Here is a 25,480-nt window from a genome sequence, read left to right as displayed (position 1 = left end):
TTTTTTTGGCGGTACGGCTCCGGGTCGGAGCCGTACCGGTTCTAGGGCCGCCTCAGCGGCGGGAGGAAGGGCAGGTGCGCGCCGGTGCCGCGCGCCGCTGCCAGTGCGAGGAGTACGCCGGCGCCGCCGGTGCCCAGGTCCATGGACAGGCGCATCATCTGGTCGCCGGGGAAGGCCAGGTGGCCTTCGTACGGCAGGGCGTACCAGCCGAGGCCTTCGAGCTGCGCGGCCAGATGGGCGGGGCGCGCCTCGGGGGCCGTCGTCCTGGCCAGGTAGAGGGCCATGCCCGCGCGCCCGTTGAACAGTCCGGGCTGGGCGTAGTAGCGCGACCGGGCGGCCCGTACGATGCCGGCCCGCGCCGCCTCGAACTCCTCGTCCGCGCGGTGGGAGAGGAAGTCGTCGAGCACCATGCCGATGCCCACGGACCCGGCCCCGAGGTACGGCATGGTGCGCGTGCCCTCGTCGACGAGCAGGGTGCCGGTGCTGTTGCGGACGCAGCGCGCGAGGTCGGCGCGCAGGGCGTCGGCTGCCAGGTCGAGGAGCTGTGGCGCGCCGGTGTCCTCGTACAGCCGCAGGAAGAGCAGCGCGGGACCGGTGGCGCCGTGCAGCAGTCCGGCGCGCTTGCCGGTACCACCATGGCCGGACTCCCGCTGGTCGGCGAGGAGCTGGGCGGCTTCCAGGGCTCGCTGGCGCAGGAACGTTTCCCCGGTGGTGCGGGACAGTTCGGCGAGTACGAGCCCGACCCCGGCCAGCCCTCCGTACAGCCCGGGAACGAGCCGCTGCCACTTCTCCTCCAGCACCCGCTGCACCAGCTCCAGCGCGCGTTCGCGGTGGCCGAGCCCGCCGAGGACGTGGGCGACGCCCGTCAGTCCGTCGTAGAGGCCGAGCGGTGTGCCGAGCGGCGGCGGATCGGTCTGCCGCAGCAGCCACTCCTCACCCTCCTCGTACCGGCCGGCACCCGCCTGGCGGAGCGCGTGGAGGACACCGGCGGCGCCGTGCGCGATACCGAGACCGCCGCCGTCCGCGAACTGGGCGATGTCGCCGGGGAAGATCCTGTCGTCGCGGCCGGGTGTCACGGAGGCCAGAATGCCCGCTGCGACCGAGTCGCGGCCGCCCGGCCAGTCGGCGGGCTCCACGGGCACGTACGGCTGCTGGTCGCGGGCCGTGTCCGTGTCCGTCCCGCGGATGACCGCCACCGCCTCGTCGAGGAACTCGCGTGGTACGTCCGGGAACTGGCGCGCGGCGACCTCCGCCAGGTGGCGTGCCTTGTCGCGGTCGACCACCAGCAGGGTGGTCATCGGCAGGAAGAGCGCCAGCCGCAGGCAGGCCAGGGCGTACAGGTCGACGTCGAACCCGGTGCGCTCGCGGGGCGCGATGAAGCCGGGGTGCGCGATGGCCTGGCGGTGGTGCTCGTCGACGTGCGCGGCGGCCTCGAAGTCCAGGAGGCGTACGGACTCCTCGTCCGGCCCGACCATGATGTTGAACATGTGCAGGTCGTTGAAGACGACGCCCCGGCTGTGCACGGCGGCGACCGCCTCCTCGACGGCGCGGTGGATGCGCAGCGCCCAGCGGGTGTAGTCCGCCACGGCGGCCGGGTCCGGCTCGGGTTCGAGCAGCGGGTGGCGCTGCGCGAAGAAGGAGTTGAGGGTGCGGCCGGGCAGGTGGTCCATCACCAGGAAGCGGTGGTCACCGAGCATGAACCAGTCACGGACCTCGGGGGCCACGCCGAGCCCGGACAGCCGTTCCAGGGCGGTCCGCTCCCGCTCCAGGCGGGTGACGGCGTCGGCCCGGTCGGCGGCGAGTCCGGCGTGCGGCCGCGCCTCCTTGAGGACCACCTTCTCGCCGCTGCGCAGGTCCTCGCCGAGGTAGACCCCGCCGCCGTTGGAGAAGTGCAGGGCGCTTTCGATGCGGTACGGCAGGTCCTTGGTGGTGGTGGCGTTACGGGCCGCGAGGTGCGGTGCGAGGAACGCGGGGAGCTCCACCCAGTCCGGTACGTGGAAGGCCGGCTCGCGCAGGTCGGGGACGAGCGTCCCCTCGGGGTTCTCGATCGCCGGGACGAGCGCGCCCTGGCCGTCGACGCAGTAGCGGTGCGCGAAGCCGCCGTAGCGGACGTACAGCGGACCGTCGCCCCAGCGGAGGTCGGTGAGGATGTACGGTCCGGGCTCGCCTTCGAGCAGTTCGCCCAGCTCCCGGAGCACGAGGTGCAGTTCGTTCTCGTCGGCGGGGTAGAGCGTCGCGAACTTGCCGCTGGAGCCGCGCCCCGCGTACTTGGAGTTGCGCAGGTGGAGCGGCTGCGGCCCGGGTACGAATTTGAACGGGATCGCTCGCGGGACGCAGTAGTCCCACACCTTCGCGGCCGTCTTCTCCGCGTTGTCCAGGCAGGCCGATACGTGGATCTTCCAGCCCTGCAGCGGCCGGCCGGGCAGCGGTGCGCCCTGCGCGTCGACGGGGTTGATGTGCATCCAGTCGCCGGAGACGAACCTCCGCCACCGCGGCGGCAGTTCACGCTGGGCCACCTCGAAGAGCGGCACCGGGGAGGACTGTCCGGGCCGCCCCGCGGAGAGACGGTCCGGGGTCTCGTAGAACTGTCTGTCGGCGAGGCAGAAGACCTCGTACCGGTTGTCCATGGGTCCCCCCTCGGCTGCGGTGACACCGAGAGGTTTCCACGCGGCAACAGGGGAGCGACAGTCACACCTGTCACGTCATGACAGTGCGGTACTCATAGGTAAAGAACCGTTCGCACCCGTTCGAGAGAGCGGACTCGGGCGAGGCGGCCCGCCCGTCAGCCGTCCGGCGGGAAGACCGTCTCTCCGCCGCCGGTCAGCCTGATCGCGATCGCTTCGACCGGGCACCCCTCCGCCGCTGCCAGCACCTCCTCGTTCGCGTCGAGGTCGGGGGCCGCCGGGTGCGACTGGCGGGCGGTGTCGAGGGCGAAGGAGCCCGGCGCGAGGTTCACGCACATGCCGGAGCCGATGCACACCGCCCGGTCGACCTCGACGTGCCAGCGGTCTCCCATCAGGCCTCCTCGTGACCGGCAGGGAGGTGGATCATCTTGTGCTCCAGGTACTCGCCGTATCCCTCGGGGCCGAACTCCCGGCCCAGACCGGAGTTCTTGTAGCCGCCGAAGGGCCCGAGCATGTCGATGCTGAAGGTGTTCACGGAGTACGTTCCGGTCCTGACCCGGCGGGCGATGTCTATGCCGTGGTCGGTATCCGCGGTCCATACGCTGCCGCTGAGCCCGTAGTCGGAGTCGTTGGCGATCCGCACCGCGTCGCGTTCGTCGTCGTACGGCAGGAGACAGATGACCGGGCCGAAGATCTCCTCGCGGGCGATCCGCATCGAGTTGTCCACGCCGCCGAAGAGCGTCGGCTCGACGTACCAGCCCCGCTCCATGCCCGCCGGACGTCCGCCGCCGGTGAGGATCTTCGCGCCTTCCTCCTGGCCGATCCTGATGTAGTCCAGGGAGCGCTGCTGCTGGCGCTTGGCGACGAGGGGGCCGACCTCGGTGGCCGGGTCGAGCGGGTCGCCGACCTTGAGCGCGCCGGCCGCGGCGGCGAAGGCGTCCGCGAACTCGTCGTAGCGCGAGCGGGGGGTGAGGATGCGGCTCTGGGCCACGCACGCCTGACCGTTGAGCATCCAGGCGAAGGGGACGATGCCGGCGACGGTCGTGGTGAGGTCCGCGTCCGGGAGGATCACCGCCGCCGACTTGCCGCCCAGTTCGAGGGTGACGCGGGTGAGATTGCGCGCGGCGACCTCCATGACGCGCTTGCCCGCCGCGACGGAGCCGGTGAACGACACCTTGTCGACGCCGGGATGCCCGACGAGGTACTCGCTGACCTCGCGGTCCGCCGGGATGATCGACAGGACGCCCTCCGGCAGTCCGGCCTCGGTGGCTATGTCGGCCAGAATGTACGCGTCGAGCGGTGTCTCCGGCGACACCTTGAGTACGGCCGTGCACCCCGCCAGCAGCGCGGGCGCGAGCTTGGCCGCCGCCGTGAACTGCGGGACGTTCCACGGCACGACGGCCGCGACCACCCCGGCCGGCTCCCGGCGTACGAGAATCGGCCCGAGCACGCCGGTCCGCCGCTCCTCGTACGGGAAGTCGCGCGCGACGGCGATGGTGGCGTCCCACACCATCATCGCGGCCAGCGCCTGCATCATGACGCTCGCGGTGTACGGCGTCCCGTTCTCGCACGTGATGCTGCGGGCGATCTCCTCGTGGCGCACGGCGATCGCGTCCTTGATCCGCGTGACGACGGCGACCCGCTCGTCGAGCGTCATCCGGGGCCAGGGCCCTTCGTCGAACGCCGTGCGCGCCACCGCCACCGCGCGGTCGACGTCGGCGCGGGACGCGTGGGGCACGCGGCCGATGACCTGCTCGGTGTGCGGCGAGACGACCTCGATGACGTCGGTGCCCAGCGGGTCGGTCAACTCGCCGCCGATGTAAAGCTTCCGGTGCTCCACAAGCTCGGTCATGACTGTCTGCCTCCCACGGCTCTCACGGGCCCGCGATGCCCGCCTTCAGTTTCCTGACGGTGCATCAGAACTAGTACCAGTTTCAGTCGGTGGAGTCCATGGACCACCCCTTTGCAAAGAAGTCGACCTGGGCGACTATTGGAACGAGTTCTAGTCCTGGACGAAGGAATGCCGAAGGAATGAGGACGGCCCGTGTCGCAGGTGACCGAGCACGGCGGCGGCGTCTGGTCGATCGAAGTTCCCATTCCGGACAACCCGCTCGGCCACACCCTGGTCCACGTCCTCGACACCGACGACGGGCCGGTCCTGATCGACACCGGCTGGGACGACCCCGCGTCCTGGAACACCCTGGCCGGCGGTCTGGCCGCGCTCGGTACGTCCGTCACCGACATCCACGGCGTCGTCATCACGCACCACCACCCCGACCACCACGGCCTGTCCGGGCAGGTGCGTGACGCGTCCGGTGCGTGGATCGCCATGCACGCCGCCGATACCGACGTCGTACGCCGGACCCGCAACGCGGAGCCCGGCACCTGGCTCGACTACATCACCGCCAAGCTCACCGCCGCCGGCGCCCCCGACGACCACCTCGCCCCGCTCCGCGCCGCCCGAGAGTCGGGCCGCATGCGCACCCTGCCCGGCCTCTCAGCGGCTCTCCCCGACCGCGAGATCGTCCCCGGCGACCTGCTCCCCCTCACCGGCCGCCGCCTGCGCGCGATCTGGACACCCGGCCACACCCCCGGCCACGTCTGCCTCCACCTGGAGGAGACGCACCCGGCGAACCTCCCCGGCAACGGCCGCCTCTTCTCCGGCGACCACCTGCTCCCCGGCATCACCCCGCACATCGGCCTGTACGAGGACCCCGACGACACCACCGTCACCGACCCCCTGGGCGACTACCTGGACTCCCTCGAACGCGTCGAACGCCTCGCCCCGGCCGAGGTCCTCCCGGCCCACCAGCACGCGTTCACCGGCGCCCCCGCCCGCGTGCGGGAACTCCTCGGCCACCACGAGGACCGCCTCAACGGCCTCCGCGCCCTGCTCGCCACCCCCCTCACCCCCTGGCAGCTCGCCGAACGCATGGAGTGGAACCGGCCCTGGGACCAGATCCCCTACGGGTCGAGGAACATCGCCGTCTCGGAGGCGGAGGCACACCTGCGCCGGCTGGTGAAGCTGGGCCGCGCGGAAGCGGTGCCGGGCGGCGATCCGGTCACGTACGTCGCTGCGTGAAGGCGCGGACCACCACCGGGGGCGCCTGATACGGGCCGGTACAGTGTGCGAGTCGTCATCATGCCGTTCTGGGGGAAGCCGGTGCGAATCCGGCACTGACCCGCAGCCGTATCCGCCCGTGCGAGGCGGTAAGTCGGAACGCCCGGTCCGGCATGACTACTGGCTCGGCACCGTCGAGGTATACGGAGCCGGAGCCCGGTGCGTGGTTTTCGCGTGCCCGGGCCCGGCTCCTCAGCAGGAGAGGCCCCCGCCCGTCATGACCCTTCGCCGCAGCGCAGCCACCGTGCTCGCAGCTTCCGCCGTACTCTGCGCGGCCACCGCCACGACCGCCGTCGCCGCGCCGTCCCCCAAGCCCGTGATTCCCTCGGGGCTCTACGGCGAGTCGGACCCGACGTACGACGGTGTCTGGCGGCAGTCGCTGGCCCTCCTCGCCCAGGACACGGTGGGCATCAAGCCCGCCGCGAAGGCTGTGAACTGGCTGGTCGGCCAGCAGTGCGACAGCGGCGGCTTCGCGTCCTTCCGCGCCGACGCCGCCGAGCCGTGCACGTCGAAGACCATGACGGACAGCAACGCCACCGCCGCCGCCGTGCAGGCGCTGAGCGCGCTCGGCGGGCAGGACGCCGCGGTGAAGAAGGGCGTCAGCTGGCTGAAGGGTGCGCAGAACCAGGACGGCGGCTGGGGCTACAACCCCGGCAGCCCGAGCGACGCCAACTCCACCTCGGTCGTCATCGGCGCGCTGGCCGCGGCGGGCGAGAAGCCGGCCGAGGTGAAGTCGCAGGAGGACAAGTCGCCGTACGACGCGCTCGTCACCTTCTCGGTCCCGTGCGACGCGAAGACGGGCGGCGGCGCGTTCGCGTACCAGCCGGACAAGGCCGGCAAGCTCGCGCCCAACGCCGACGCGACGGCGGCGGGTGTACTGGGCGGGCTCGGCCAGAAGCTGGACGCCAAGGGCAAGAAGCCCGGGGACAAGCCCGGCCAGAAGCCCGTCAAGTGCGTGAAGGGGAAGCTGACGCCCGCGCAGGCCGCCGCCAACGGCGCCGCGTACCTCGACGACGTACTCGCCAAAACGGGCCACCTCGACACGCCTCCCATGCCGGGCGCCGAGGACACGAAGGCGCAGCCCGACTTCGGCAACACCGCGGACGCCGTCGTCGCGCTGGCCGCTCAGGGCGGCGCCGAGCAGGCGCGGAAGCCGCTGGAGTGGCTGGAGAAGAACTCGGCCGCCTGGGCGAAGGGCAACGGTCCCGCCGCGTACGCCCAGCTGATCTTCGCCGCGCACGCGACCGGCACCGACCCGAAGAGCTTCGGCGGCGCGGACCTGGTGAAGGCGCTCAATGCGACCGGCCCGGCGCCGGAGGCCGCCGACAAGGCCGCCGACGATGCCGCCGACGAGAAGAAGGACGACGGCGGCGGCGGCTTCGGCACCTGGTGGATCGTGGCTGTCTTCTTCATCGCGAGCGTCGGCGCCGGAATCCTGTTCAGCGGCCGCAAGAAGAAGAACCAGCAGCTGTGACGGTCGCGGTCGTGCGGACCCGGCTGATGGCTGCGCTGCTCACGCTCGGCGCCGCGCTCGCGGTGCTGGGCCCGGCGGCGGGGCCCGCGCAGGCGGCGTCCGTACAGGCGGCGTCCGTACAGGCGGCGTCCGTACAGGCGATGTCCGCGCAGGCCGCGGCGTCGGGCGGCTACCGCTACTGGTCGTTCTGGGAGAGCGACGGCGGTGAGTGGACGTACGCCACCCAGGGGCCCGCCACCGCCAGGCCCGCCGACGGCGATGTCATCGGCTTCCGGTTCTCGGTGAGTGAGGACTCGCAGGACTCCGCGAAGCCGCGCCACGCGGCCGACTCCTTCGACGCCGTCTGCGGCGGGACGCCCGCCGAGGACGGCGCCAAGCGGATCGCGGTCGTCATCGACCCCGGTACGCCGGCCGACGCCCCGGACGGTGAGCAGCCGCCCGCGCTGCGCACCGCGTGCGCCCGGACCGGTACGGACGCCACCGCGGCGGACGCGCTCGCCTCGGTGGCGAAGCCGCTGCGCTATAACAGCACGGCCCTGCTCTGCGCGATCTCCGGCTACCCGAAGACCGGCTGCGGGGACCAGGTGTCCGGCCGTGAGGACGCAGGCACCTCCGCCGCGTCCCCGACCGCCCTCACGTCCACCGACGACGACAGCGGCGGCGGACCCTCCGCCGGGTTGCTCGTCGGCCTCGCCGCCGTGCTCGCGCTCGGCGCGGCGGGCGTGTGGCAGGCGCGCCGCCGCCGCGGATGACTTCCATGACCCTGCGCGCGCCGCAAGCCGGCCGCAGCAACGCGCTGCACGCCGGGGCGTGGTGGCTGTGGGCGCTCGGCCTGGCCGCCGCCGCGTCCAGGACCACCAATCCGCTGCTGCTCGGGATGCTGGTGGGGGTGGCCGGGTACGTGGTGGCCGCGCGGCGGACGGATGCGCCGTGGGCGCGTTCGTACGGCGCCTTCGTCAAGCTCGGCCTGCTCGTCATCGGCATCCGCCTGGTCTTCTCGACGTTCCTCGGCTCACCGGTTCCGGGCACCCACACCCTGTTCACGCTCCCCGAAGTGCCTCTGCCCGACTGGGCGCAGGGTGTGCGGATCGGTGGGCGCGTGACGGCCGAGCAACTGGTCTTCGCGCTGTACGACGGGGCGAAGCTGGCCACACTCCTGATCTGCGTGGGCGCCGCGAACGCGCTCGCCAATCCGGCCCGGCTGCTCAAGTCGCTGCCGGGCGCGCTGTACGAGGCCGGGGTCGCCGTCGTCGTCGCGATGACGTTCGCGCCGAACATGGTGGCCGACGTGGTGCGGCTGCGCACCGCCCGCCGCCTGCGCGGCCGGCCGACCGGGGGCGTGGGGGCCGTACTCCAGATCGGACTGCCGGTCCTGGAGGGCGCGCTGGAGAGGTCGGTGGCGGTGGCCGCGTCGATGGACGCGCGCGGCTACGGCCGCACCGCCCAGGTTCCGCCCGCCGTACGGCACACGACGACCGCGCTGACGCTCGGCGGGCTCCTCGGGGTGTGCGCCGGATCGTACGGGCTGCTGGCCGCCGAAGGTGCGACGTACGGTCTGCCGGTCATGGCCGGGGGGCTCGTCGCCGCGTTGGCGGGCCTGCGCCTCGGCGGCCGGCGCAGCGTCCGTACCCGCTACCGGCCCGACGAGTGGGGTGTACGGGCGTGGCTGGTGGCGGGGTCGGGGGCGGCGGTCGCGGCGCTGATGATCTGGGCGGCCGCGGACGATCCGGTGGCCCTGCACCCCGGGGTGGTCCCTCTCGTCGCCCCCGAATTCCCGCTGTGGCCGGCGGCGTCGGTACTGATCGGGCTGTTGCCGGCGTTCGTGGCCCCGGTGCCTCCCGCGTCTCCGGTATCTCCCGCATCTCCGGTACCTCCCGCATCTCCCGTAGTGAAAGCGACTCCGAAGTGATCCGGTTCGAGAATGTGTCGGTCAGCTACGCCGACGGCGACGCCGCGTCGCCGGCGATCCGGGGCGTGGATCTCACCGTGCCGGAGGGCGAGTTGGTCCTGCTCGTCGGCCCTTCCGGAGTCGGCAAGTCGACTCTGCTGGGCACGGTCTCCGGCCTCGTCCCGCACTTCACGGGCGGCACACTGCGCGGACGGGTGACGGTCGACGGCCGCGACACCCGGACCCACAAGCCGCGCGAACTCGCCGACTTGGTCGGGACGGTGGGCCAGGACCCGCTCGCCCACTTCGTCACCGACACCGTCGAGGACGAGCTGGCGTACGGCATGGAATCGCTCGGCCTCGCGCCGGACGTGATGCGGCGCCGGGTCGAGGAGACGCTGGACCTGCTCGGCCTCGCGGAACTGCGCGACCGCCCGATCGCCACGCTCTCCGGCGGCCAGCAGCAGCGCGTCGCGATCGGCTCGGTGCTCACCCCGCACCCGAAGGTGCTGGTCCTGGACGAGCCGACTTCGGCGCTGGACCCGGCGGCGGCGGAGGAGGTGCTGGCGGTGCTCCAGCGCCTGGTGCACGACCTGGGTACGACTGTGCTGCTGGCCGAGCACCGCCTGGAGCGGGTGGTGCAGTACGCGGACCAGGTGATCCTGCTGCCGGGCGCGGGTGAGACGCCGCGCATGGGTGCGCCGGCGGACATCATGGCGGCCTCGCCCGTGCACCCGCCGGTGGTGGCACTGGGCCGCCTCGCGGGCTGGACCCCGCTTCCCCTTTCGGTACGGGACGCCCGCCGCCGGGCGACGGACCTGCGGGCGACCCTGGCCGACGCGGAACCAGGTGCCGCGTCCGGCACGCCGCAGGACCCGGCACAGGCAAGCGTGCTTGCCCCTGGGCCATATCCAGCCCGTCCGGCGATTGAGGACCGGGGGTCTGGGGGCGGAGCCCACAGTTTCAGGAAGGGGCGGGTAGGGGAAAAGCTCGCCCGCCTGCTGGGACGCCGCCGCCCCGAGCCGCCCTCCGCCGAAGCCACCGGCACCAGCACCAGCACCAGCACCGCCGTAGCCACCGTCACGAACCTCCACATCCGCCGCGCCCGCGTAGAGGCCCTCCGCCGGGTCACCCTCACCGTGTCCCGGGGCGAGACCATCGCCCTCATGGGGCGAAACGGCGCCGGCAAGTCCACCCTCCTCGCGACCCTCGTCGGCATGATCGAGCCCACCTCCGGCACCGTCACCGTCGGCGGCCGTACCCCCCACCGCACCCGCCCCCGCGACATGGTCCGCGAGGTCGGCCTGGTCCCGCAGGAGCCGCGCGATCTGCTGTACGCCGACACCGTCGCCGCCGAGTGCGCCGCGGCCGACAGCGACGCGGGCGCCGAACCGGGCGCCTGCCGGGCCCTGGTCGCCGACCTGCTCCCCGGCATCCAGGACGACACGCATCCGCGCGACCTGTCCGAGGGCCAGCGCCTCGCCCTGGCCCTGGCCATCGTGCTCACCGGCCGACCCCCGCTCCTCCTCCTCGACGAGCCGACCCGCGGCCTGGACTACGCGGCGAAGTCGCGCCTGGTCGGCGTGCTGCGCGAGCTGGCCGCGCGAGGGCACGCGATCGTACTGGCGACGCACGACGTCGAGCTCGCCGCGGAGCTTGCGCACCGCGTCGTGATCCTCGCCGACGGCGAGGTCGTCGCGGACGGCCCGACGGCGGAGGTCGTCGTCTCCTCCCCCGCCTTCGCCCCGCAAACAGCGAAGATCCTCGCCCCGCAGAAGTGGCTGACCGTCACGCAGGTGCGCGACGCGCTGGGCGGGACGACGGCATGAGCGACGCACAGCCGGCCCGCCCCGTACGCCCCGTACGCCCGGTGCGCCTGGGCCCCCGCTCCGTCGCCGCGCTCCTGCTCATCAGCGCGATCGGGGTGATCGCCTTCGGCTGGCCGCTGCTCGCCGACCCCGCCTCGGGGCTCGCCCGTGACCACGCGCAGGACGCCCCCTGGCTCCTCGCCGTCCTCCTCCCCCTCCTCGTCGCCGTCGTCGTCGCTACGATCGCCGATTCCGGGCTCGACGCGAAAGCCGTCGCGATGCTGGGCGTGCTGGCCGCCGTCGGCGCGGCGCTGCGGCCGCTCGGGGCGGGGACGGCAGGCCTGGAGCCGATGTTCTTCCTGATGGTGCTGAGCGGGCGGGTCCTGGGGCCCGGCTTCGGCTTCGTACTCGGTGCGGTGACGATGTTCGCCTCCGCACTGCTCACGGGTGGTGTCGGGCCGTGGATGCCGTTCCAGATGCTGTCCATGGGCTGGTTCACGATGGGGGCGGGCCTGCTGCCGGGCGCGGAGCGCCTGCGCGGCCGCCTGGAGCTGGTGATGCTGGCGGCGTACGGCTGCGTCGCGGCGTTCCTCTACGGCACCGTCATGAACCTGCAGGGCTGGACGTACATCGGCGGCATGTCGTCCGGCGTCTCCTTCCACCCGGGCGACCCGCTCCACGAGAACCTGGCCCGCTTCCTCGCGTACTGCCTCGCCACCTCCCTCGGCTGGGACCTGGGCCGGGCGGCGCTCACCGTCGTACTGACCCTCACCATCGGCGCCACGCTCCTCAAGGCGCTGCGCCGGGCCACGCGACGCGCGGCGTTCGAGGCCCAGGTCACATTCGAGGGCCCGCGGCACTGACCGGGCGGTGAGAGGGCCCACAGGACCTTGGTCCTCGACTAGGCCGAATAGTAGGCCCAGAGCCCCGCCGCCGACCCCTCCACCAGCCCGCTGACCAGGACTGATACCCGCTAGCGCACGACGGGCCGATATGCCCGTTTTACCGGTTCTGCTAGTAAGCGGGGTGATTGCGCCGTGGCTGCTGCCCTGCTTCATTGGAGCAGTCGCCGGGAGCGGTACGCCGGTCGCCACCGGCCCGCCCGCGACATCCCCCGTACCCGACGTTAGGTCTCCACGTGTCGTTCCCGATCATCAACCGCCTCGTCTCCCGCCCCAAGTCCTTCGCCGCCGGCGCTGCCGTGCTGCTCGGCTCCGTGGGTGTGGTCATGGGTGGCGGCGTCTCCGAGGCCGCTGCCGCGAGCCCGCAGACCGTCGCCAAGCAGATGATCCCGGATGCCGCCCAGTACGCGTGCTTCGACAAGATCGTCGAGCACGAGAGCGGCTGGAACCCGCAGGCCAGCAACGCCTCTTCCGGCGCGTACGGCCTGGTCCAGGCCCTGCCCGCGTCCAAGATGTCGTCCGCGGGCGCGGACTGGAAGACGAACCCGGCCACCCAGATCGAGTGGGGCCTGGACTACATGAACGACCGTTACGGCAGCCCGTGCGACGCCTGGAGCTTCTGGCAGTCCAACGGCTGGTACTGACCAGCCGCGTGAGTGATGAAGGCCCCGTTGTCGTCGACCCCTCCCTGGTCGACCACAACGGGGCCTTCACGCCGTTCCGGGGCAGGAGCTACAGCCGCTGAATGATCGTCCCGGTGGCGAGCGCACCCCCCGCGCACATCGCGATGAGCGCGAACTCCTTCTCCCGGCGCTCCAGTTCGTGCAGCGCCGTAGCGATCAGCCGAGCCCCCGTCGCCCCCACCGGATGCCCCAGCGCGATCGCCCCGCCGTTGACGTTCACCTTCTCCAGGTCCTGCTCGAAGACCTGCGCCCAGCTCAGCACCACCGACGCGAAAGCCTCGTTGACCTCGACGACGTCGATGTCCTTGAGCGACATGCCCGCCTTGCCGAGCACCGCCCGCGTCGCGTCGATCGGCCCGTCGAGGTGGAAGTGCGGGTCGGATCCCACCAGCGCCTGGGCGACGATCCGGGCACGCGGCCTGAGCTTGAGCGCGCGCGCCATCCGCTTCGACGCCCACATGATCGCGCTCGCGCCGTCGGATATCTGCGAGGAGTTCCCCGCCGTGTGCACGGCGGTCGGCATCACGGGCTTGAGCCGGGCCAGCGCCTCCATCGACGTGTCCCGCAGCCCCTCGTCCCGGTCGACGAGCCGCCACATGCCCTGCCCCGCCGCCTGCTCCTCCTCGGTCGTCGGCACCTGTACGGCGAAGGTCTCCCGTTTGAAGCGCTCCTCGGCCCATGCCGTCGCGGCCCGCTCCTGCGACAACAGGCCCAGCGAGTCGACGCGTTCGCGCGTCAGCCCGCGCTTACGGGCGATCCGCTCGGCCGCCTCGAACTGATTGGGCAGGTCTACGCTCCACTCGTCCGGCCACGGCTTCCCCGGCCCGTGCTTGGACCCGGACCCCAACGGCACCCGCGACATGGCTTCGACACCGCAGCTGATGCCGACATCGATGACCCCGGCGGCGATCATGTTGGCCACCATGTGACTGGCCTGCTGGGACGAGCCGCACTGGCAGTCGACGGTCGTCGCGGCCGTCTCGTACGGCAGGCCGACCGCCAGCCAGGCGTTGCGGGCCGGATTCATGGACTGTTCGCCGGCATGGGTGACCGTACCGCCGACGATCTGTTCGACGCAGTCGGCGTGGATGGCGGTACGGCCGAGGAGTTCGCGGTACGTCTCGCCCAGCAGATAGGCCGGGTGCAGGTTGGCGAGCGCGCCGCCGCGCTTGCCGATGGGGGTGCGTACAGCTTCGACGATGACGGGTTCCGCGGCCATGAGCCATCCTCTCCTCGTCCGCAGGACGTCCCCCGGCGCCCACGGCAGCTGCGAACAACTAGTACGCGTTCTAGTTCTCTGAGCAGTCTCATGAGTGCCACCCGGCAACGCAAGGGCCTTGCACGCCTTGTGCGCGCACTCCACACGCAACAAATGGCGCCGCGGCCCTTGCCACTTGTAGAACTCGTTACTACATTCCCGGCAACTTCTGATGGGTCGTCAGACATGGGAGCTGCCGATGCACTGCCCCGCGCTGCCCGAAGGATTCGACTTCACCGACCCCGACCTGCTCCAAGCCCGCGTGCCGCATCCGGAGTTCGCGCGGATGCGGCAGACCGCGCCGGTGTGGTGGTGCGCGCAGCCCCCCGGTATCTCCGGTTTCGACGACGCGGGCTACTGGGCCGTCACCCGGCACGCCGACGTCAAGTACGTCTCCACGCACCCGGAGCTGTTCTCCTCCCATACCAACACCGCCGTCATCCGCTTCAACGAGTCGATCAGCCGCGACCAGATCGAGGTCCAGAAACTGATCATGCTCAACATGGACCCGCCCGAGCACACCCGCGTCCGCCAGATCGTCCAGCGCGGCTTCACCCCGCGCGCGATCCGCTCGCTGGAAGAGGCCCTGCGCACCCGCGCGCACTCGATCGTCGAGACGGCGATCGCCAACGCCGCCGACGACAACACCTTCGACTTCGTCACCAACATCGCCGTCGAACTCCCCCTCCAGGCCATCGCCGAACTCATCGGCGTACCGCAGGAGGACCGGACCAGGATCTTCGACTGGTCGAACAAGATGGCGGCGTACGACGATCCCGAGTACGCGATCACCGAGGAGGTCGGCACCGAGGCGGCCATGGAGATCGTCTCGTACGCCATGAACCTCGCGGCCGCCCGCAAGGAGTGCCCGGCCAAGGACATCGTGTCGCAGCTCGTGGCGGCGGAGGGCGAAGGGAACCTGGGCCCGGACGAGTTCGGCTTCTTCGTGATCCTGCTGGCGGTGGCCGGCAACGAGACGACGCGCAACGCGATCAGCCACGGCATGCACGCCTTCCTGACCCACCCCGAGCAGTGGGAGCTCTACAAGCGTGAGCGCCCGGACACCACCGCCGAGGAGATCGTGCGCTGGGCGACGCCCGTGGTGTCGTTCCAGCGGACGGCGACGCAGGATCTCGAACTGGGCGGGCAGCGGATCAAGAAGGGCGACCGCGTCGGCATCTTCTACTCCTCGGCCAACAACGACCCCGAGGTCTTCACCGATCCCGGAACCTTCGACATCACCCGCGACCCGAACCCGCACCTCGGATTCGGCGGCGGGGGCCCGCACTTCTGCCTCGGCAAGTCCCTCGCCGTACTGGAGATCAACCTGATCTTCAACGCGATAGCGGAGGCCCTGCCGGACCTGAAGCCGGCGGGGGACCCGCGCCGACTGCGCTCGGCGTGGCTGAACGGCATCAAGGAACTCCGGGTCACCACCACCCGCACCGCCCGCACCGCCCGCACCGCCCGCACCGCCTGACCGGCGCGGCTGCGGACAACCCCGGACATGGGAGGTGGGGGCCAACTCCCCCTACGCCCCGCCCCCCACCTCTCACCGGTTGGTCTCGTCGTAGTCGCGCCGGGCCCGGTCGACCTCGGGGAAGTGGGCGGTGGCCCATTCGGCGAGGTGCGCGAAGAGCGGGGCGAGGCTGCGGCCGTCCAGCTCGACGAACCGCTGGCGGCCGTGCGTGTGGAGGGTCCACAGGATCGGGGTGGTCCACCGGCTGAAGACGATGGCGAGGGGGGCTTCGGCTTGGAATCCAAGGCGCAAGGCGCTAATCACCCATTGCCGGACGGGCGTTGGGTTGTAATGGCCACATCAACAGATCTGTGGTTTGATGCGGCCTCAAGATCAACTATTTCTCTTCCGAAGGACACTTGTGCGTCTTCCCCGTCTTGCCGCAGCGGCCGTAGCAGCCGCCGCGCTCGCCGTCATTGCCGCCCCCACCACAGCCAGTGCGGCCCCCACCGTCACGGAGCGCACCGCGACCGGTGTCGATGTTCACACCAGCCAGGAGAGCGACAAGGAGATACGGGAGTACTGGACTCCCGAGCGCATGAAGCAGGCCAGCCCCATGGAGGCACCCAAGGCCAAGCCCGGCAAGCGCTCCGTCGACAGTCCCGCGAAGAGGATGAAGCTCTCCGCCTCGGCCAAGGGCGTCATGCCCAAGGCCACCACGACCCAGCTGAACGCTGCGGCTGCTACGACGGTCTCCGTCGCCCAGGAAGTCCCCTATACCAACAACCCGGCCTACAACACCGTGGGCAAGTTGTTCTTCAAACTGCCCGACGGCACTCCGAAGGAGTGCAGCGCCTCCTCGATCCTGTCGAAGAACAAGAGCACGATCTGGACGGCCGGGCACTGCGTCCACCTGGGCAACGGCTCAGGCGACGCCGGCTGGATGCGCAGCATCAAGTACGTGCCGGGCTACCGGAACGGGGAAGAACCCCTCGGCTCGTGGACCGCCCAACGCATGTACGCCCCGTCGACTTGGACTGCCGAAGGCGACACCAAAGAATCGGACATGGCGGCCATCGTCCTCAACCCCGTCCTGGTCTACGGAACTCTCGAGAACGCCGTCGGCGGCGCGCTGGGTTACCAGTTCACCGAGAACGGCACCGACTTCACCGACGTCCACGCCGTCGGCTACCCGGTCGAGGGCAACAACCGCACCGACCTCAACGGCCAGCGCATGATGTACTGCCGGGGCAACACCACCGACTACAGCTCCTTCAACCCCTTCGATGACCGCATCGCGATCTCCTGCGACATGGAAGGCGGCGCCAGCGGCGGCCCCTACATCGACAACCTGATCGAAGGCGCCCCGGTCATCATCGGCGCAGTGAGCCACCACGTAGAAGACCAGGCCGGAAACCGCGTCGACGACAAGCTGCTCTCCTCCGAGCACGGCGCCAACGCAGCGGCAGTGATCAACGCTGCCAACGCCACCTGACACCTGGCCAGCAGCACAAAGGACCCTCCCCGCAGGATCGGAGAGGGTCCTTCGCTATGGCCCGGCTTCAGTCCACGACGCTGTTGGGCATATCCATGGGCTCGGCGTACTTCCTGTCCTCATCCCACATGGCCTCGAAGATCTCCTGATCGCTCATCTTGTCAAGCTTCGCCTTCGGGGGAAGCGTCTTCCCTGACTTCGCCAGCGCGGCCTTCCACGCCCGGATGTGATCCTCGCGCGTCTCAGTCGGCACGTGCCCCTCTACGGACACCACGTGATCATCACTCATCGCTATCGTCACACCCGCTGTTGCCGCCGAGCCACACAACGCACCCAGCAGCACGGCCAATGCCACAGTCCTCTTCCGTGCATCCATGCTGCTCAGCTTATGAGTTGCCCGGCGGGTCACTCAGAGATCGATCCCTGCGGCACGTACGAAGGTTGTGAAGGCGGGGCGGGAGACGGTGAAGGCGGGGCCTTCGGGGATCTTGGAGTCGCGTACGGCGACGAGGCAGGGGGCTTCGGCAATCTCGACGCACTCGCCGCCCTGGTCGCCGCTGTAGCTGGACTTGCGCCAGGCAGCCGCGCCCAGGGGGGCGCACTCGACGCAATCGCCGCCCTGGTCGCTGCTGTAACTCGACTTACGCCACTGGGCGCTGGTCAGTTCGAGGTTGCTCCTCATAGCGTTCCTCCATGATGCGCCGGATCAGCTCCGCCGAGTCCTTGAGGGACAGGGCCGCCGCTTGGAGGTGATCGTAACGGAGTGAACAGTCCCTGACAGTCTCCGGATTGGCGGTCGGGTGCCCCATTCCATAGCCCTCTGTGTAGAGGATGTCCGGGTCGCTCGCGAAGCGATAGAGGTTGAAGGAACCTGTCAGTCCCGCATGCGCACCCGCCCCGAACGGCAGTACCTGGACGAACACCCTGGGGTCCGCCTCGAAGGACAGAAGATGGGTCAACTGGCCCCGCATGACCTCCGGACCGCCTATCACCTGCCTCAGCGCCGCCTCGCTGAGGATCGCCCACAGCAACGGCGGCTCCTTCTTCTCCAGGATGGACTGCCGGGCCAGCCTGACCGTCGTACGGTCGTCCAGGTTGCTCTCGTCCATGGCGCCGAGCACAGCCCGTGCGTACGCCCTGGTCTGGAGCAGGCCGTGCACCATGTGCGTCTGGAAGGTGCAGATCTCGGTCGCCCGCGCCTCCAGCTCCGCCACCTGCTGGAACCAGACCGGTAGTCGACTTCGCAGTACGAGCCCGAGCAGCCGGGACAGCATTCCGCCCGTCTCCAGCGCCAGGTCCACGCGTTCGCTGAACTCGGCCGTCGGGAGCTTGCGGGCGGTTTCGATCTGGCCGACCAGCGAGCCGGTGTAGTTGATGACCGAGCCGAGTTGTTGCTGGGTGAGTCCGGCCGCTTCGCGGTAGCGGCGGAGTTCGTAGCCGTAGTAGTCGAGCGGTGATGCGCTCGGGTCGAGGACGTTGATGTTGACCAAGGCGGGTCTCCCTCGCTCAACTCCGCCCCCTTTGAGGCGGATTGCGTTTTGAGGCGTTGCTGAGAGTAGTCGCACGGATACGTTCTTCGTAAGTGGGCCTGGGCTATCCGTACTGGTGAATGATCAATAACGTTGGGTGGTCAGCCCGTTACCGATCGAGGGAGCGTCCGACCAATGCCTACGGCCCAGCACGTCCCCGACCTGCTTTCGCCCGAGTTCGCCGCGAATCCGTACGCCGCCTACAAGGTCATGCGGGAGTCCGCGCCGCTGTTCTGGCACGAGGCGATGCAGAGTTACGTCATATCCCGGTACGAGGACGTCGAACGGGCCTTCAAGGACAAGGAGTCGGTGTTCACCACCGACAACTACGACTGGCAGATCGAGCCCGTGCACGGGAAGACCATCCTTCAGCTGAGCGGCCGAGAACACGCGGTGCGCCGGGCACTGGTGGCTCCCGCCTTCCGGGGCAAGGACCTCCAGGAGATGTTCCTTCCGGTCATCGAGCGCAACGCCCGCGAACTGATCGACACCTTCCGGGACCGGGGTACGGTCGATCTCGTCGACGCGTTCGCGACCCGCTTCCCGGTCAACGTCATCGCCGACATGCTCGGTCTCGACAAGGGGGACCACGCGAAGTTCCACCACTGGTACACCACCGTGATCGCGTTCCTCGGGAATCTGGCCGGTGACCCCGAGGTGGCGGCGGCGGGTGAGCGTACGCGCGTCGAGTTCGCCCAGTACATGATTCCGATCATTCAGGAACGCCGGAAGGCGCCGGGAAACGACCTGCTGTCCACGCTGTGCGAGGCCGAGGTCGACGGTGTACGGATGAGCGATGAGGACATCAAGGCGTTCTGCAGTCTGTTGCTGGCGGCCGGTGGCGAGACCACAGACAAGGCGATCGCGGCTCTCTTCGCCAACCTTCTCGCGCACCCGGACCAGCTGGCCGCCGTACAGAAGGACCGCGGCCTGATCGACCGGGCCTTCGCCGAGACGCTGCGCTTCACCCCGCCCGTACAGATGATCATGCGCCAGACTGCGGTGGACGTGACGCTCAGTGGTGGCACCATCCCGGCCGGCGCCACCGTCACCTGCCTGATCGGTTCCGCCAACCGTGACGAGAGCCGGTACGCCGACCCGGACTCGTTCAACATCTTCCGCGAGGACCTCACCGCGACGAACGCCTTCTCCGCCGCCGCCGACCACCTGGCCTTCGCTCTCGGACGGCACTTCTGCGTCGGCGCCCTGCTGGCGAGGGCCGAAGTGCAGGTTGGCGTGAACCAGCTGCTGGACGCGATGCCGGACATCCGGTTCGCGGACGGCGCCGAGATCGTCGAGCAGGGCGTGTTCACGCGGGGGCCGCAGGCCGTGCCGGTGGCGTTCACGCCCGTCGGCTGAGGGCTGCGGCGCCCCACTCAGCCGCGCCGGTGGACCCGATGGTGGTCAAGGAGTCTCCGGCGCGGCGAGTGGGCGGGAGCTCTCAGCGGTTGATCATGTCGCGGGTCTGGGCGTAGACGGTGGCGTCGGTGAGCAGTCCGTTGTGGCTCAGGCAGCCCGTGCGTGTGTTGGTGGCGCCGGAGAGGGCGACGCTGCTGTCGGGGTTGATGACCGTGTCGCAGGGCGACCACCAGGTCGCGTAGCGCGGGCTTCCTGGTGTCTCGTCACCGGAGTTGAGGGCCGTCAGGAAGTCAGATCCGATGCGCATCTCGTAGCACGAGGTGTCGAAGCAGCTGTTGGCCGTGTCGGTGCCGTGGTTGGGTCCGCCGAGCGATACCCATGCCTCGGTCTTCGAGTCGCCGCCGAGGTTCTTGGCGTAGTAGCGGGAGGAGAGCCCGCCCATGGAGTGGGTGACCACGTCGGCCTTCGAGGCTCCCGTGGCTGCCAGCAGCCGGTCTACCTCAGTGGCGAGCTGCTGGGCGGTGGTGGCGTTGGACTGCCGGGAGTCGTAGCTCCACCGGTCGAGGTGCGAGGCGGGCCAGCCGTCGTTCTTGAACCGGCTCACCATGGTGTCCCAGTTCGACGCACTGCCGTTGTAGCCGTGGACGAACAGGATGGGATCGCTGGAGCGGCTGTACGCCGACGCCGTGCCGGCCGCACCGGCCGGAGTCGTGGCTTGCAGGGGGAGCAGGAGGGCGGCGGCCGCAGCGGCCGCGATCACGGGCTTTCTCACGGTTACCTCACGGGGTTCCGGGCGAGCGGGACAGCGCGTGGGGGCGCTGGGGACGGGGGGAGCTGTGAGGAGCTGTCGTCCCGGGTCGCGGAATGACCGAAGGCACCGGTGCCGTACTACGAGGGTGGCGAAAGGTTACTGCCGGGTATCCGGAAGACGGCAAGACGCGTGCACGAAATACTTCCGGACCGGCCGCCGCCGCTGCTGCGCGGTTTGAGACGTCAGACGACGCAGGAGGGCCTGAAGGCCTGGTCGGCCGGTCCCGTGCGCTCCAGCGCATGCAGAACCCACTGGTGGACCACCGGGTCGTTGGGCGACTGATCGTGCTCGATGACGTTCAGCGGGCACGCGTCCTGGAGGGTGACGTTGGTGACGTCGCGGGCCGATCCGTCCAGGAAGGCGCTGGTGTAGGGCGTGACGACCTCGTCGTACCTGGTGGTGACGACGGTGTAGTGCGGGCCGGGCAGCGTCTCGTCCCTGGCGTTCAGGCCGGTCAGGAACTCCGAGCCCGCCTGTTGTTCGTCACAGGCCGGGCAGGCCGCGTTCTCGAGACCGGCGGGCCGCACGAGCGCGCTCTCGGTCCCGTGGTTGGACGGAACGATCCCGACCAGGTCGTCGACCTTCGTCGCGCCGCCGAGGTTCTTGATGTAGTACCGGGGCATCATGCCGCCCTGGCTGTGGCCGACGAGGTCGACCTTGCGCGCGCCGGTCGCACCGAGCACCGCGCCGACGAATGCATCCAGCTCCTCCGCCGACTCGGCGATGGGCCCCATGGCGTTGCCGCCGTAGTTCAGCGCGAAGACGCAGTACCCCTCGTCCTTCAGCCTGGGGCTGAGCGTCGGCCAGTTCTTGGCCATGTTCTCGAACGTGCCGTGCACGAGAACAACCGGGTCCGGATGCTCGGCGCCGGGCTTGCAGGACCAGTCATTGGCGCCGGGCGGAGAGACGTCGGTGGTGTCGCCGACGGCGGACGGAAGGGGGCCGGCGACGGTGGCGGTGACCGCGAGAGCGGCGGCGACCAGGGTGGAGCGCAGTCTCGGCACAGGGGGTCCTTGGGAGGTTCGGAGGCGAGCGGGAGCCGGGGGCCACAGATCGTGGTTGCGGGGGGGCGAGAGCGATGTCTGGCTGCTCCTGGAAACGGCGCTGTTCGCAGCCGGTTCGCCAGGGGCGCGGGATGGCTCCTTTGAGGGGGGAGATCCCGAACATCGTTCGGCAATGTCGTGCGGTGCGGCGATTTTGCGCGCAAGTTACTCGCGTGTCAACCCTTCCGGAGTGCGGCGATCACTGGCCGTGCCGGGATTCGTTGACCTGCTCTCAGGCATCACCGTAGTGTTGAGCGGACTAACAGTGCTAATCGCTCATTGGGCTCAAAATGGCCGTTAAGTTCCACGCCCGCCGCCGGGCGGCTGTCTTCGCCGGCTCAGTCCTCCTGGTTACGGGGCTCCCGTTCACGCTGTCGGCGTGCGGTTCCCCTACGCCGCCGGCGGGGCAATCGGCCGGCGAACCGGCTGTCGTCGCTCCGGAGTTCAGCCCCTCGCTCACCGGCGCGCTGGGGGCGCAGGTCACGGCGGCGCAGGACGCGGCGGCCAAGGAAGCCGCCGAACGCAAGGCAGCGGAACGCAAGGCGGCCGAGCGTCACCCTGAATCCGGGCAGCCCGACTCCGCCACGGGCGGCGGGAAGGTATGTACGACGGACCCGGCCGACCGGTCCGCCTGCCGCAACCCCGACCCCGGCGGGGCCATCGATCCCAACGGCGGTGATGTGGACGGCGACGGCGTCTTCGAGCAGCACGAGCCCGTCGGCCCCGGTTACAAGGACCCGCGCGCGTACGACGGTGGCAGGACGACCGGTGAGACCATGTGCGAGTGGCTGCGGTCCCAGGGCATGGCCTGCTGAGCGCCTGCCCCCGACGCGGCAGTCACGGGAGATCGCGCGAGGCGTTCCGCACGTCTGTCCCGGCCGACCGGGATCCCGCCGATGTCGCCGAGCGCTGTCGGCAGACCGGACCCGCCACTGGCTCGACGCCGCCGGGCTTCTCGGCGGACCCGGTCCCGGCAGCCCCTCAGTGGGACACCGGGGTGAAGGACACCGGCAGGGCGGTCAGCCCGCGCATCCAGATGGACGGCCTCCAGGCAAGCTCCTCGGGCTCGACCGCGAGCATGACGTCCGGGAGGCGTTCCAGCAGGGCCTCGACGGCCGTGCGGGCCATGACGTCGGCGAGCTGCGGCGCGGGATAGGGGCAGCGGTGTTCGCCGTTGCTGAAGGACAGGTGTGAGGAGTTGCCCTCCGCGCCGACGTGGCCCTCGGGCCAGATCTGCGGGTCGGTGTTGGCGGCGGCGAAGCCGAGCACCAGGCAGTCGCCGGCCTTGATGTGGCGGCCGCCGAGCTGGACGTCGCGGTCGGCCCAGCGGCCGATGAAGTTCTGGGTGGGTGTTTCCAGCCAGAGGACCTCGTTGAGGCCCTGCCCGACGCTGAGCCGCCCGCCGGAGACGTTCAGGGCGAACCGGTCGTCGGTGAGCAGCCGCCGCAGCGTGTTCCCGATCCAGTTCGCGGTCGGCTGCTGGGCGGCGGCGATGATGGAGATGAGGTCCTGGACGATCTCCTCCTCCGTCAGGCCCGCCGGGTGGTTGAGCATCCGGGAGATGACGTCGGGGCCCGGCGTGGCCCGCTTCTGGGCCACGAGTTGCTGGAGGCGCTGCCCCACCCGCCCGTACGCGGCCACCGGGTCGTCGCCCTGTGCCGCGTCCAGGGACATCCGCAGGTCCTCCACGAGGTCGTCGGTGTCGGTGCCGCCGGCCGGCATTCCGCACATCTGGACCGCCGCGCGCATCGGAAGGGCGTGCGCGTACGCCGCCATCAGCTCGGCCTGGCCGCTGCCCGCGAAGCCGTCGATGAGCTCGTCGGCGATCCGGCGGCAGTTGTAGCCGAACTCGAACTGGTCGACCGCTTCCAGGGCCTCGCTGATGACTCCGGCGCGGCGCTGGTGTTCGAGGCCCTCGGTGAAAAGGACCGACGGCTGGTAGCCGACGTACGGGAGAAGCGGCCAGTCGGCGGGGATGTTGTCCCACTGGTTCCAGCGCCGGGAGTCGCGGGCGAACAGGTCGTCGTGGGTGGTGACGTACGAGACCTCGGAGTAGCCGAGGACCAGCCAGGCCGGGATGTCGCCGTCGAGCAGCACCGGGGCCACGGTGCCGTGTTCGCGGCGCATCTCCCGGTACAGCTCGGCGGGCGTCTGCTGGTACTGGAGGCCGCTGAGCCGGATCGCGCCCGCGTCGTGCGCGGGGCAGCCCGGCGGAGGAGTCGCCCCGGAAGTGGCGGCGGTGGGGTCGCTCATGTGGTCGTCTCCTGGGCCAGGGCCAGCTTGTAGAGATGGTCGACGAGGGTGATCAGGACACGTTTGCCGTCGCTTCGCACCCGGGCGTCGCAGTCGAGCAGGGGGATGTGTTCGGGGAGTGCCAGGGACTGGCGGATCTCGGCCAGGGAGAAGTACGCGGCGTCGTCGTCGAACCGGTTGACGGCCACGACGAAGGGAGTCCGGTGGTGTTCGAGGCGGTCGATGGCGTACCAGGAATCGCTCATGCGCCGGGTGTCGACCAGGACGACCGCGCCGAGGGTGCCGGAGAACAGCCGGTCCCAGAGGAACCAGAACCGTTCCTGGCCGGGAGCGCCGAACAGGTAGAGCACCTTGGTCTCGTTGAGACTGATGCGGCCGAAGTCGAAGGCGACCGTCGTGGTGGTCTTGTGGGCGAGCCCCGTGGTCTCGTCGACGCCGACACCGGCCTGCGTCATGTACTCCTCGGTGTTCAGCGGCCGGATCTCGCTCACGGACCGGACCAGCGTGGTCTTGCCCACGCCGAAACCGCCGACGATGACGATCTTCAGTCCGGTGTCGGCGGCATCGGCGAGCGGCGTACGCTCCGGGGCCTGCGCCGGCGCGTCGGAGATCGCGGACGCGTCAGAGATTGCGGAGTCCATGCAGCACCTCCTTCAGCAGGGCGGATTCGGGCAGGTCGGCGGCGGCCGCGGCGGCCCTGGGACGGCGGGCGGTGATCCGTCCGGCGGCCAGCAGGTCCTCCAGGAGGATCCGTACGACGGTGATGGGCATGCGCAGTTCGGCGGCGATCTCCACCACCGCGGCGGGGTGGCGGCACAGCGTGAGGATGCGTACGTGCTCCGACTGCATGCCCGGCGTCGGGTCGCACTCGCTGACCACCAGGGTGACCAGATCGAACACCGTGGTGTCCGCGGTGTGGCTGCGGCCACCGGTCACCGTGTAGAGGCGGTCCGGAGACCCGGTGTCGACGGGGCGGCGGGTCATGACGTCGGACTGTCCTGCGCACGGCTGCGGGGTTCGGCTCGCAGGTGCTCGCCGATCTGCTCGACCAGCTCGCTCATGTTGTGGCCGACCACACCGGGGTCGGCGTTGTCGGCGGCCACGACGGCGAGGTGGGCGCCCTCACCGGCCTCGACTATGAGGAGCAGTCCGCCGTGGAACTCGGCCATCAGGTGGTTGACGCCGCCGGTGCCGTCGCCGAACTCCACCGAGGCACCGTGGGCGAGGGACTGCATTCCGGAGGAGATGGCCGCGAGCTGGTCGGCCTGGTCGAGGGTGAGGTTACTGCTGCGGCACAGCTTGAGGCCGTCGCGGGAGAGCACCAGGGCGTGCCGGGTGCCGGGGGTGCGCTCCACGAGGTTGTCCAGGAGCCAGGTCAGGCTGGTGTCGGTGGTCTGCACGGTGGTCATGGGCCGGTTGGGGGTGGTACTCCGGTCGGCCCGTGCCTCCAATCTGAAGGATCGGGTGAGGGGGACAGCCGCCTGTCGGGGCGGCAGCACGCGGGGGTTCGAGCACGGTGGTGCTCGGCGCTCGGCGCTCGGGCTTCATGGCTCAGCGCTCGGGGCTCAGGGCTCAGGCGGGTGGGCGCGGGTCCTTACGGCGCTGTGACTGGTGGAAGGCGCCGAAACTCGCACCGGGGTTGCGCCCGGGCGGGGTGGGCGGCTGGTCGTCGGCCTCGGTCGCGGGGCGTCCCCGGTCGGCGGCGGCCATCGTGCGTCCCGGCGGCCGTACGGGCAGGCCGCCCGCGGTCGCGACCTGAGCGGGGCCTTCGGC

The 25,480-nt window shown here is 70.5% G+C and carries 25 protein-coding genes, 1 pseudogene and 1 riboswitch; of the genes and pseudogenes, 11 read left to right on the top strand and 15 right to left on the bottom strand.

The genetic code is table 11. The features are described from left to right. Positions 1-41 precede the first annotated feature (41 nt). The 3 genes from lanKC to J7E91_RS21905 form a co-directional block, all read right to left on the bottom strand. Positions 42-2,627, bottom strand: a complete 2,586-nt coding sequence (gene lanKC, locus J7E91_RS21915; RefSeq protein WP_214907436.1) for a class III lanthionine synthetase LanKC — start codon at positions 2,625-2,627, stop codon at positions 42-44. A gap of 155 nt (positions 2,628-2,782) precedes the next feature. Beyond that, a complete protein-coding gene (locus tag J7E91_RS21910) occupies positions 2,783-3,016 on the bottom strand; it encodes a ferredoxin (protein WP_214907434.1) in 234 nt (77 codons plus the stop codon). Further along, positions 3,016-4,476, bottom strand: a complete 1,461-nt coding sequence (locus J7E91_RS21905) for an aldehyde dehydrogenase (protein ID WP_214907432.1) — start codon at positions 4,474-4,476, stop codon at positions 3,016-3,018. Before J7E91_RS21905 ends, J7E91_RS21910 begins: the two co-directional genes overlap by 1 nt. A 192-nt stretch (positions 4,477-4,668) precedes the next feature. On the opposite strand from J7E91_RS21905, the gene J7E91_RS21900 reads away from it, so the two are divergent. The 7 genes from J7E91_RS21900 (at position 4,669) to J7E91_RS21870 (ending at position 12,461) form a co-directional block, all read left to right on the top strand. Beyond that, positions 4,669-5,706, top strand: coding sequence for an MBL fold metallo-hydrolase (locus tag J7E91_RS21900; RefSeq protein WP_214907430.1), 1,038 nt, complete (start codon positions 4,669-4,671; stop codon positions 5,704-5,706). Between the two features lie 26 nt (positions 5,707-5,732). After that, a riboswitch (cobalamin riboswitch) is annotated at positions 5,733-5,871 on the top strand. A 91-nt stretch (positions 5,872-5,962) separates the two neighbouring features. Beyond that, on the top strand, positions 5,963-7,219 hold the full coding sequence (locus J7E91_RS21895) for a prenyltransferase/squalene oxidase repeat-containing protein (protein WP_214907428.1): 1,257 nt from the start codon (positions 5,963-5,965) through the stop codon (positions 7,217-7,219). A 26-nt stretch (positions 7,220-7,245) separates the two neighbouring features. Then, a complete protein-coding gene (locus tag J7E91_RS21890; protein WP_214907572.1) occupies positions 7,246-7,971 on the top strand; it encodes an SCO2322 family protein in 726 nt (241 codons plus the stop codon). Then, the gene (locus J7E91_RS21885; protein ID WP_214907426.1) at positions 7,968-9,128 is read left to right on the top strand and encodes an energy-coupling factor transporter transmembrane component T; all 1,161 of its coding nucleotides are present in this window, start codon (positions 7,968-7,970) and stop codon (positions 9,126-9,128) included. The genes J7E91_RS21890 and J7E91_RS21885 overlap by 4 nt, the downstream gene beginning before the upstream one ends. Continuing rightward, entirely contained in the window at positions 9,125-10,936 is a 1,812-nt protein-coding gene (locus tag J7E91_RS21880) for an ABC transporter ATP-binding protein (protein WP_214907424.1), read from the top strand. The genes J7E91_RS21885 and J7E91_RS21880 overlap by 4 nt, the downstream gene beginning before the upstream one ends. After that, the gene (locus J7E91_RS21875) at positions 10,933-11,778 is read left to right on the top strand and encodes an ECF transporter S component (protein ID WP_214907422.1); all 846 of its coding nucleotides are present in this window, start codon (positions 10,933-10,935) and stop codon (positions 11,776-11,778) included. Before J7E91_RS21880 ends, J7E91_RS21875 begins: the two co-directional genes overlap by 4 nt. A gap of 275 nt (positions 11,779-12,053) precedes the next feature. Continuing rightward, on the top strand, positions 12,054-12,461 hold the full coding sequence (locus J7E91_RS21870; RefSeq protein WP_214907420.1) for a transglycosylase SLT domain-containing protein: 408 nt from the start codon (positions 12,054-12,056) through the stop codon (positions 12,459-12,461). An 88-nt stretch (positions 12,462-12,549) separates the two neighbouring features. Here the strand turns inward: J7E91_RS21870 and J7E91_RS21865 are convergent, their stop codons facing one another. Further along, positions 12,550-13,719 (bottom strand): steroid 3-ketoacyl-CoA thiolase, encoded by a 1,170-nt coding sequence (locus J7E91_RS21865; protein ID WP_214907418.1) that lies wholly within the window; start codon positions 13,717-13,719, stop codon positions 12,550-12,552. Positions 13,720-13,957: 238 nt separating this feature from the next. On the opposite strand from J7E91_RS21865, the gene J7E91_RS21860 reads away from it, so the two are divergent. Then, positions 13,958-15,238, top strand: a complete 1,281-nt coding sequence (locus tag J7E91_RS21860) for a cytochrome P450 (RefSeq protein WP_214907570.1) — start codon at positions 13,958-13,960, stop codon at positions 15,236-15,238. Positions 15,239-15,310: 72 nt separating this feature from the next. Here the strand turns inward: J7E91_RS21860 and J7E91_RS21855 are convergent, their stop codons facing one another. Next, positions 15,311-15,529: a hypothetical protein gene (locus J7E91_RS21855; protein ID WP_251016070.1), complete on the bottom strand. Its 219-nt coding sequence runs from the start codon at positions 15,527-15,529 to the stop codon at positions 15,311-15,313. 109 nt (positions 15,530-15,638) lie between these two features. On the opposite strand from J7E91_RS21855, the gene J7E91_RS21850 reads away from it, so the two are divergent. After that, entirely contained in the window at positions 15,639-16,712 is a 1,074-nt protein-coding gene (locus J7E91_RS21850) for a serine protease (protein WP_214907414.1), read from the top strand. Positions 16,713-16,779: 67 nt separating this feature from the next. On the opposite strand, the gene J7E91_RS21845 is transcribed toward J7E91_RS21850, so the two are convergent. The 3 genes from J7E91_RS21845 to J7E91_RS21835 are packed head-to-tail and all read right to left on the bottom strand — an operon-like array spanning position 16,780 to position 18,202. After that, positions 16,780-17,088: a hypothetical protein gene (locus J7E91_RS21845; RefSeq protein ID WP_214907412.1), complete on the bottom strand. Its 309-nt coding sequence runs from the start codon at positions 17,086-17,088 to the stop codon at positions 16,780-16,782. 33 nt (positions 17,089-17,121) lie between these two features. Then, positions 17,122-17,394 (bottom strand): DUF397 domain-containing protein, encoded by a 273-nt coding sequence (locus J7E91_RS21840; RefSeq protein WP_214907410.1) that lies wholly within the window; start codon positions 17,392-17,394, stop codon positions 17,122-17,124. Beyond that, the gene (locus J7E91_RS21835; RefSeq protein WP_214907407.1) at positions 17,354-18,202 is read right to left on the bottom strand and encodes a helix-turn-helix transcriptional regulator; all 849 of its coding nucleotides are present in this window, start codon (positions 18,200-18,202) and stop codon (positions 17,354-17,356) included. Before J7E91_RS21835 ends, J7E91_RS21840 begins: the two co-directional genes overlap by 41 nt. Before the next feature lie 174 nt (positions 18,203-18,376). Between J7E91_RS21835 and J7E91_RS21830 the strand changes: the two genes are divergently transcribed. Next, complete coding sequence (locus J7E91_RS21830; protein ID WP_214907405.1) at positions 18,377-19,600, top strand: cytochrome P450; 1,224 nt, start codon at positions 18,377-18,379, stop codon at positions 19,598-19,600. A gap of 82 nt (positions 19,601-19,682) precedes the next feature. Here the strand turns inward: J7E91_RS21830 and J7E91_RS21825 are convergent, their stop codons facing one another. Both J7E91_RS21825 and J7E91_RS21820 read right to left on the bottom strand, forming a co-directional pair. Next, positions 19,683-20,372: a triacylglycerol lipase gene (locus J7E91_RS21825; protein ID WP_214907403.1), complete on the bottom strand. Its 690-nt coding sequence runs from the start codon at positions 20,370-20,372 to the stop codon at positions 19,683-19,685. A gap of 221 nt (positions 20,373-20,593) precedes the next feature. Continuing rightward, positions 20,594-21,415 carry a triacylglycerol lipase gene (locus J7E91_RS21820; RefSeq protein ID WP_214907401.1) on the bottom strand — a complete coding sequence of 274 codons (822 nt, stop codon included), beginning with the start codon at positions 21,413-21,415 and terminating at the stop codon, positions 20,594-20,596. Positions 21,416-21,744: 329 nt separating this feature from the next. Here J7E91_RS21820 and J7E91_RS21815 point away from each other — a divergent pair, with 329 nt between their 5' ends. Continuing rightward, a complete protein-coding gene (locus J7E91_RS21815) occupies positions 21,745-22,269 on the top strand; it encodes a hypothetical protein (RefSeq protein WP_214907399.1) in 525 nt (174 codons plus the stop codon). A 166-nt stretch (positions 22,270-22,435) separates the two neighbouring features. On the opposite strand, the gene J7E91_RS21810 is transcribed toward J7E91_RS21815, so the two are convergent. The 5 genes and pseudogenes from J7E91_RS21810 to J7E91_RS21790 all read right to left on the bottom strand — a co-directional run. Then, positions 22,436-23,707 carry a cytochrome P450 gene (locus tag J7E91_RS21810; protein WP_214907397.1) on the bottom strand — a complete coding sequence of 424 codons (1,272 nt, stop codon included), beginning with the start codon at positions 23,705-23,707 and terminating at the stop codon, positions 22,436-22,438. Further along, the gene (locus tag J7E91_RS21805; RefSeq protein ID WP_037647860.1) at positions 23,704-24,348 is read right to left on the bottom strand and encodes an ATP/GTP-binding protein; all 645 of its coding nucleotides are present in this window, start codon (positions 24,346-24,348) and stop codon (positions 23,704-23,706) included. The genes J7E91_RS21810 and J7E91_RS21805 overlap by 4 nt, the downstream gene beginning before the upstream one ends. Then, the gene (locus J7E91_RS21800; protein ID WP_028811218.1) at positions 24,329-24,691 is read right to left on the bottom strand and encodes a DUF742 domain-containing protein; all 363 of its coding nucleotides are present in this window, start codon (positions 24,689-24,691) and stop codon (positions 24,329-24,331) included. Before J7E91_RS21800 ends, J7E91_RS21805 begins: the two co-directional genes overlap by 20 nt. Next, positions 24,688-25,116 carry a roadblock/LC7 domain-containing protein gene (locus tag J7E91_RS21795; protein WP_037647859.1) on the bottom strand — a complete coding sequence of 143 codons (429 nt, stop codon included), beginning with the start codon at positions 25,114-25,116 and terminating at the stop codon, positions 24,688-24,690. Before J7E91_RS21795 ends, J7E91_RS21800 begins: the two co-directional genes overlap by 4 nt. Positions 25,117-25,279: 163 nt before the next feature. Continuing rightward, a pseudogene (locus J7E91_RS21790) lies at positions 25,280-25,480 on the bottom strand (ATP-binding protein); the annotation flags it as partial.

This window comes from Streptomyces sp. ISL-99 (assembly GCF_018614005.1).
Lineage (GTDB): Bacteria > Actinomycetota > Actinomycetes > Streptomycetales > Streptomycetaceae > Streptomyces > Streptomyces flavidovirens.
This window is presented reverse-complemented; position numbering and strand designations above follow the sequence as displayed.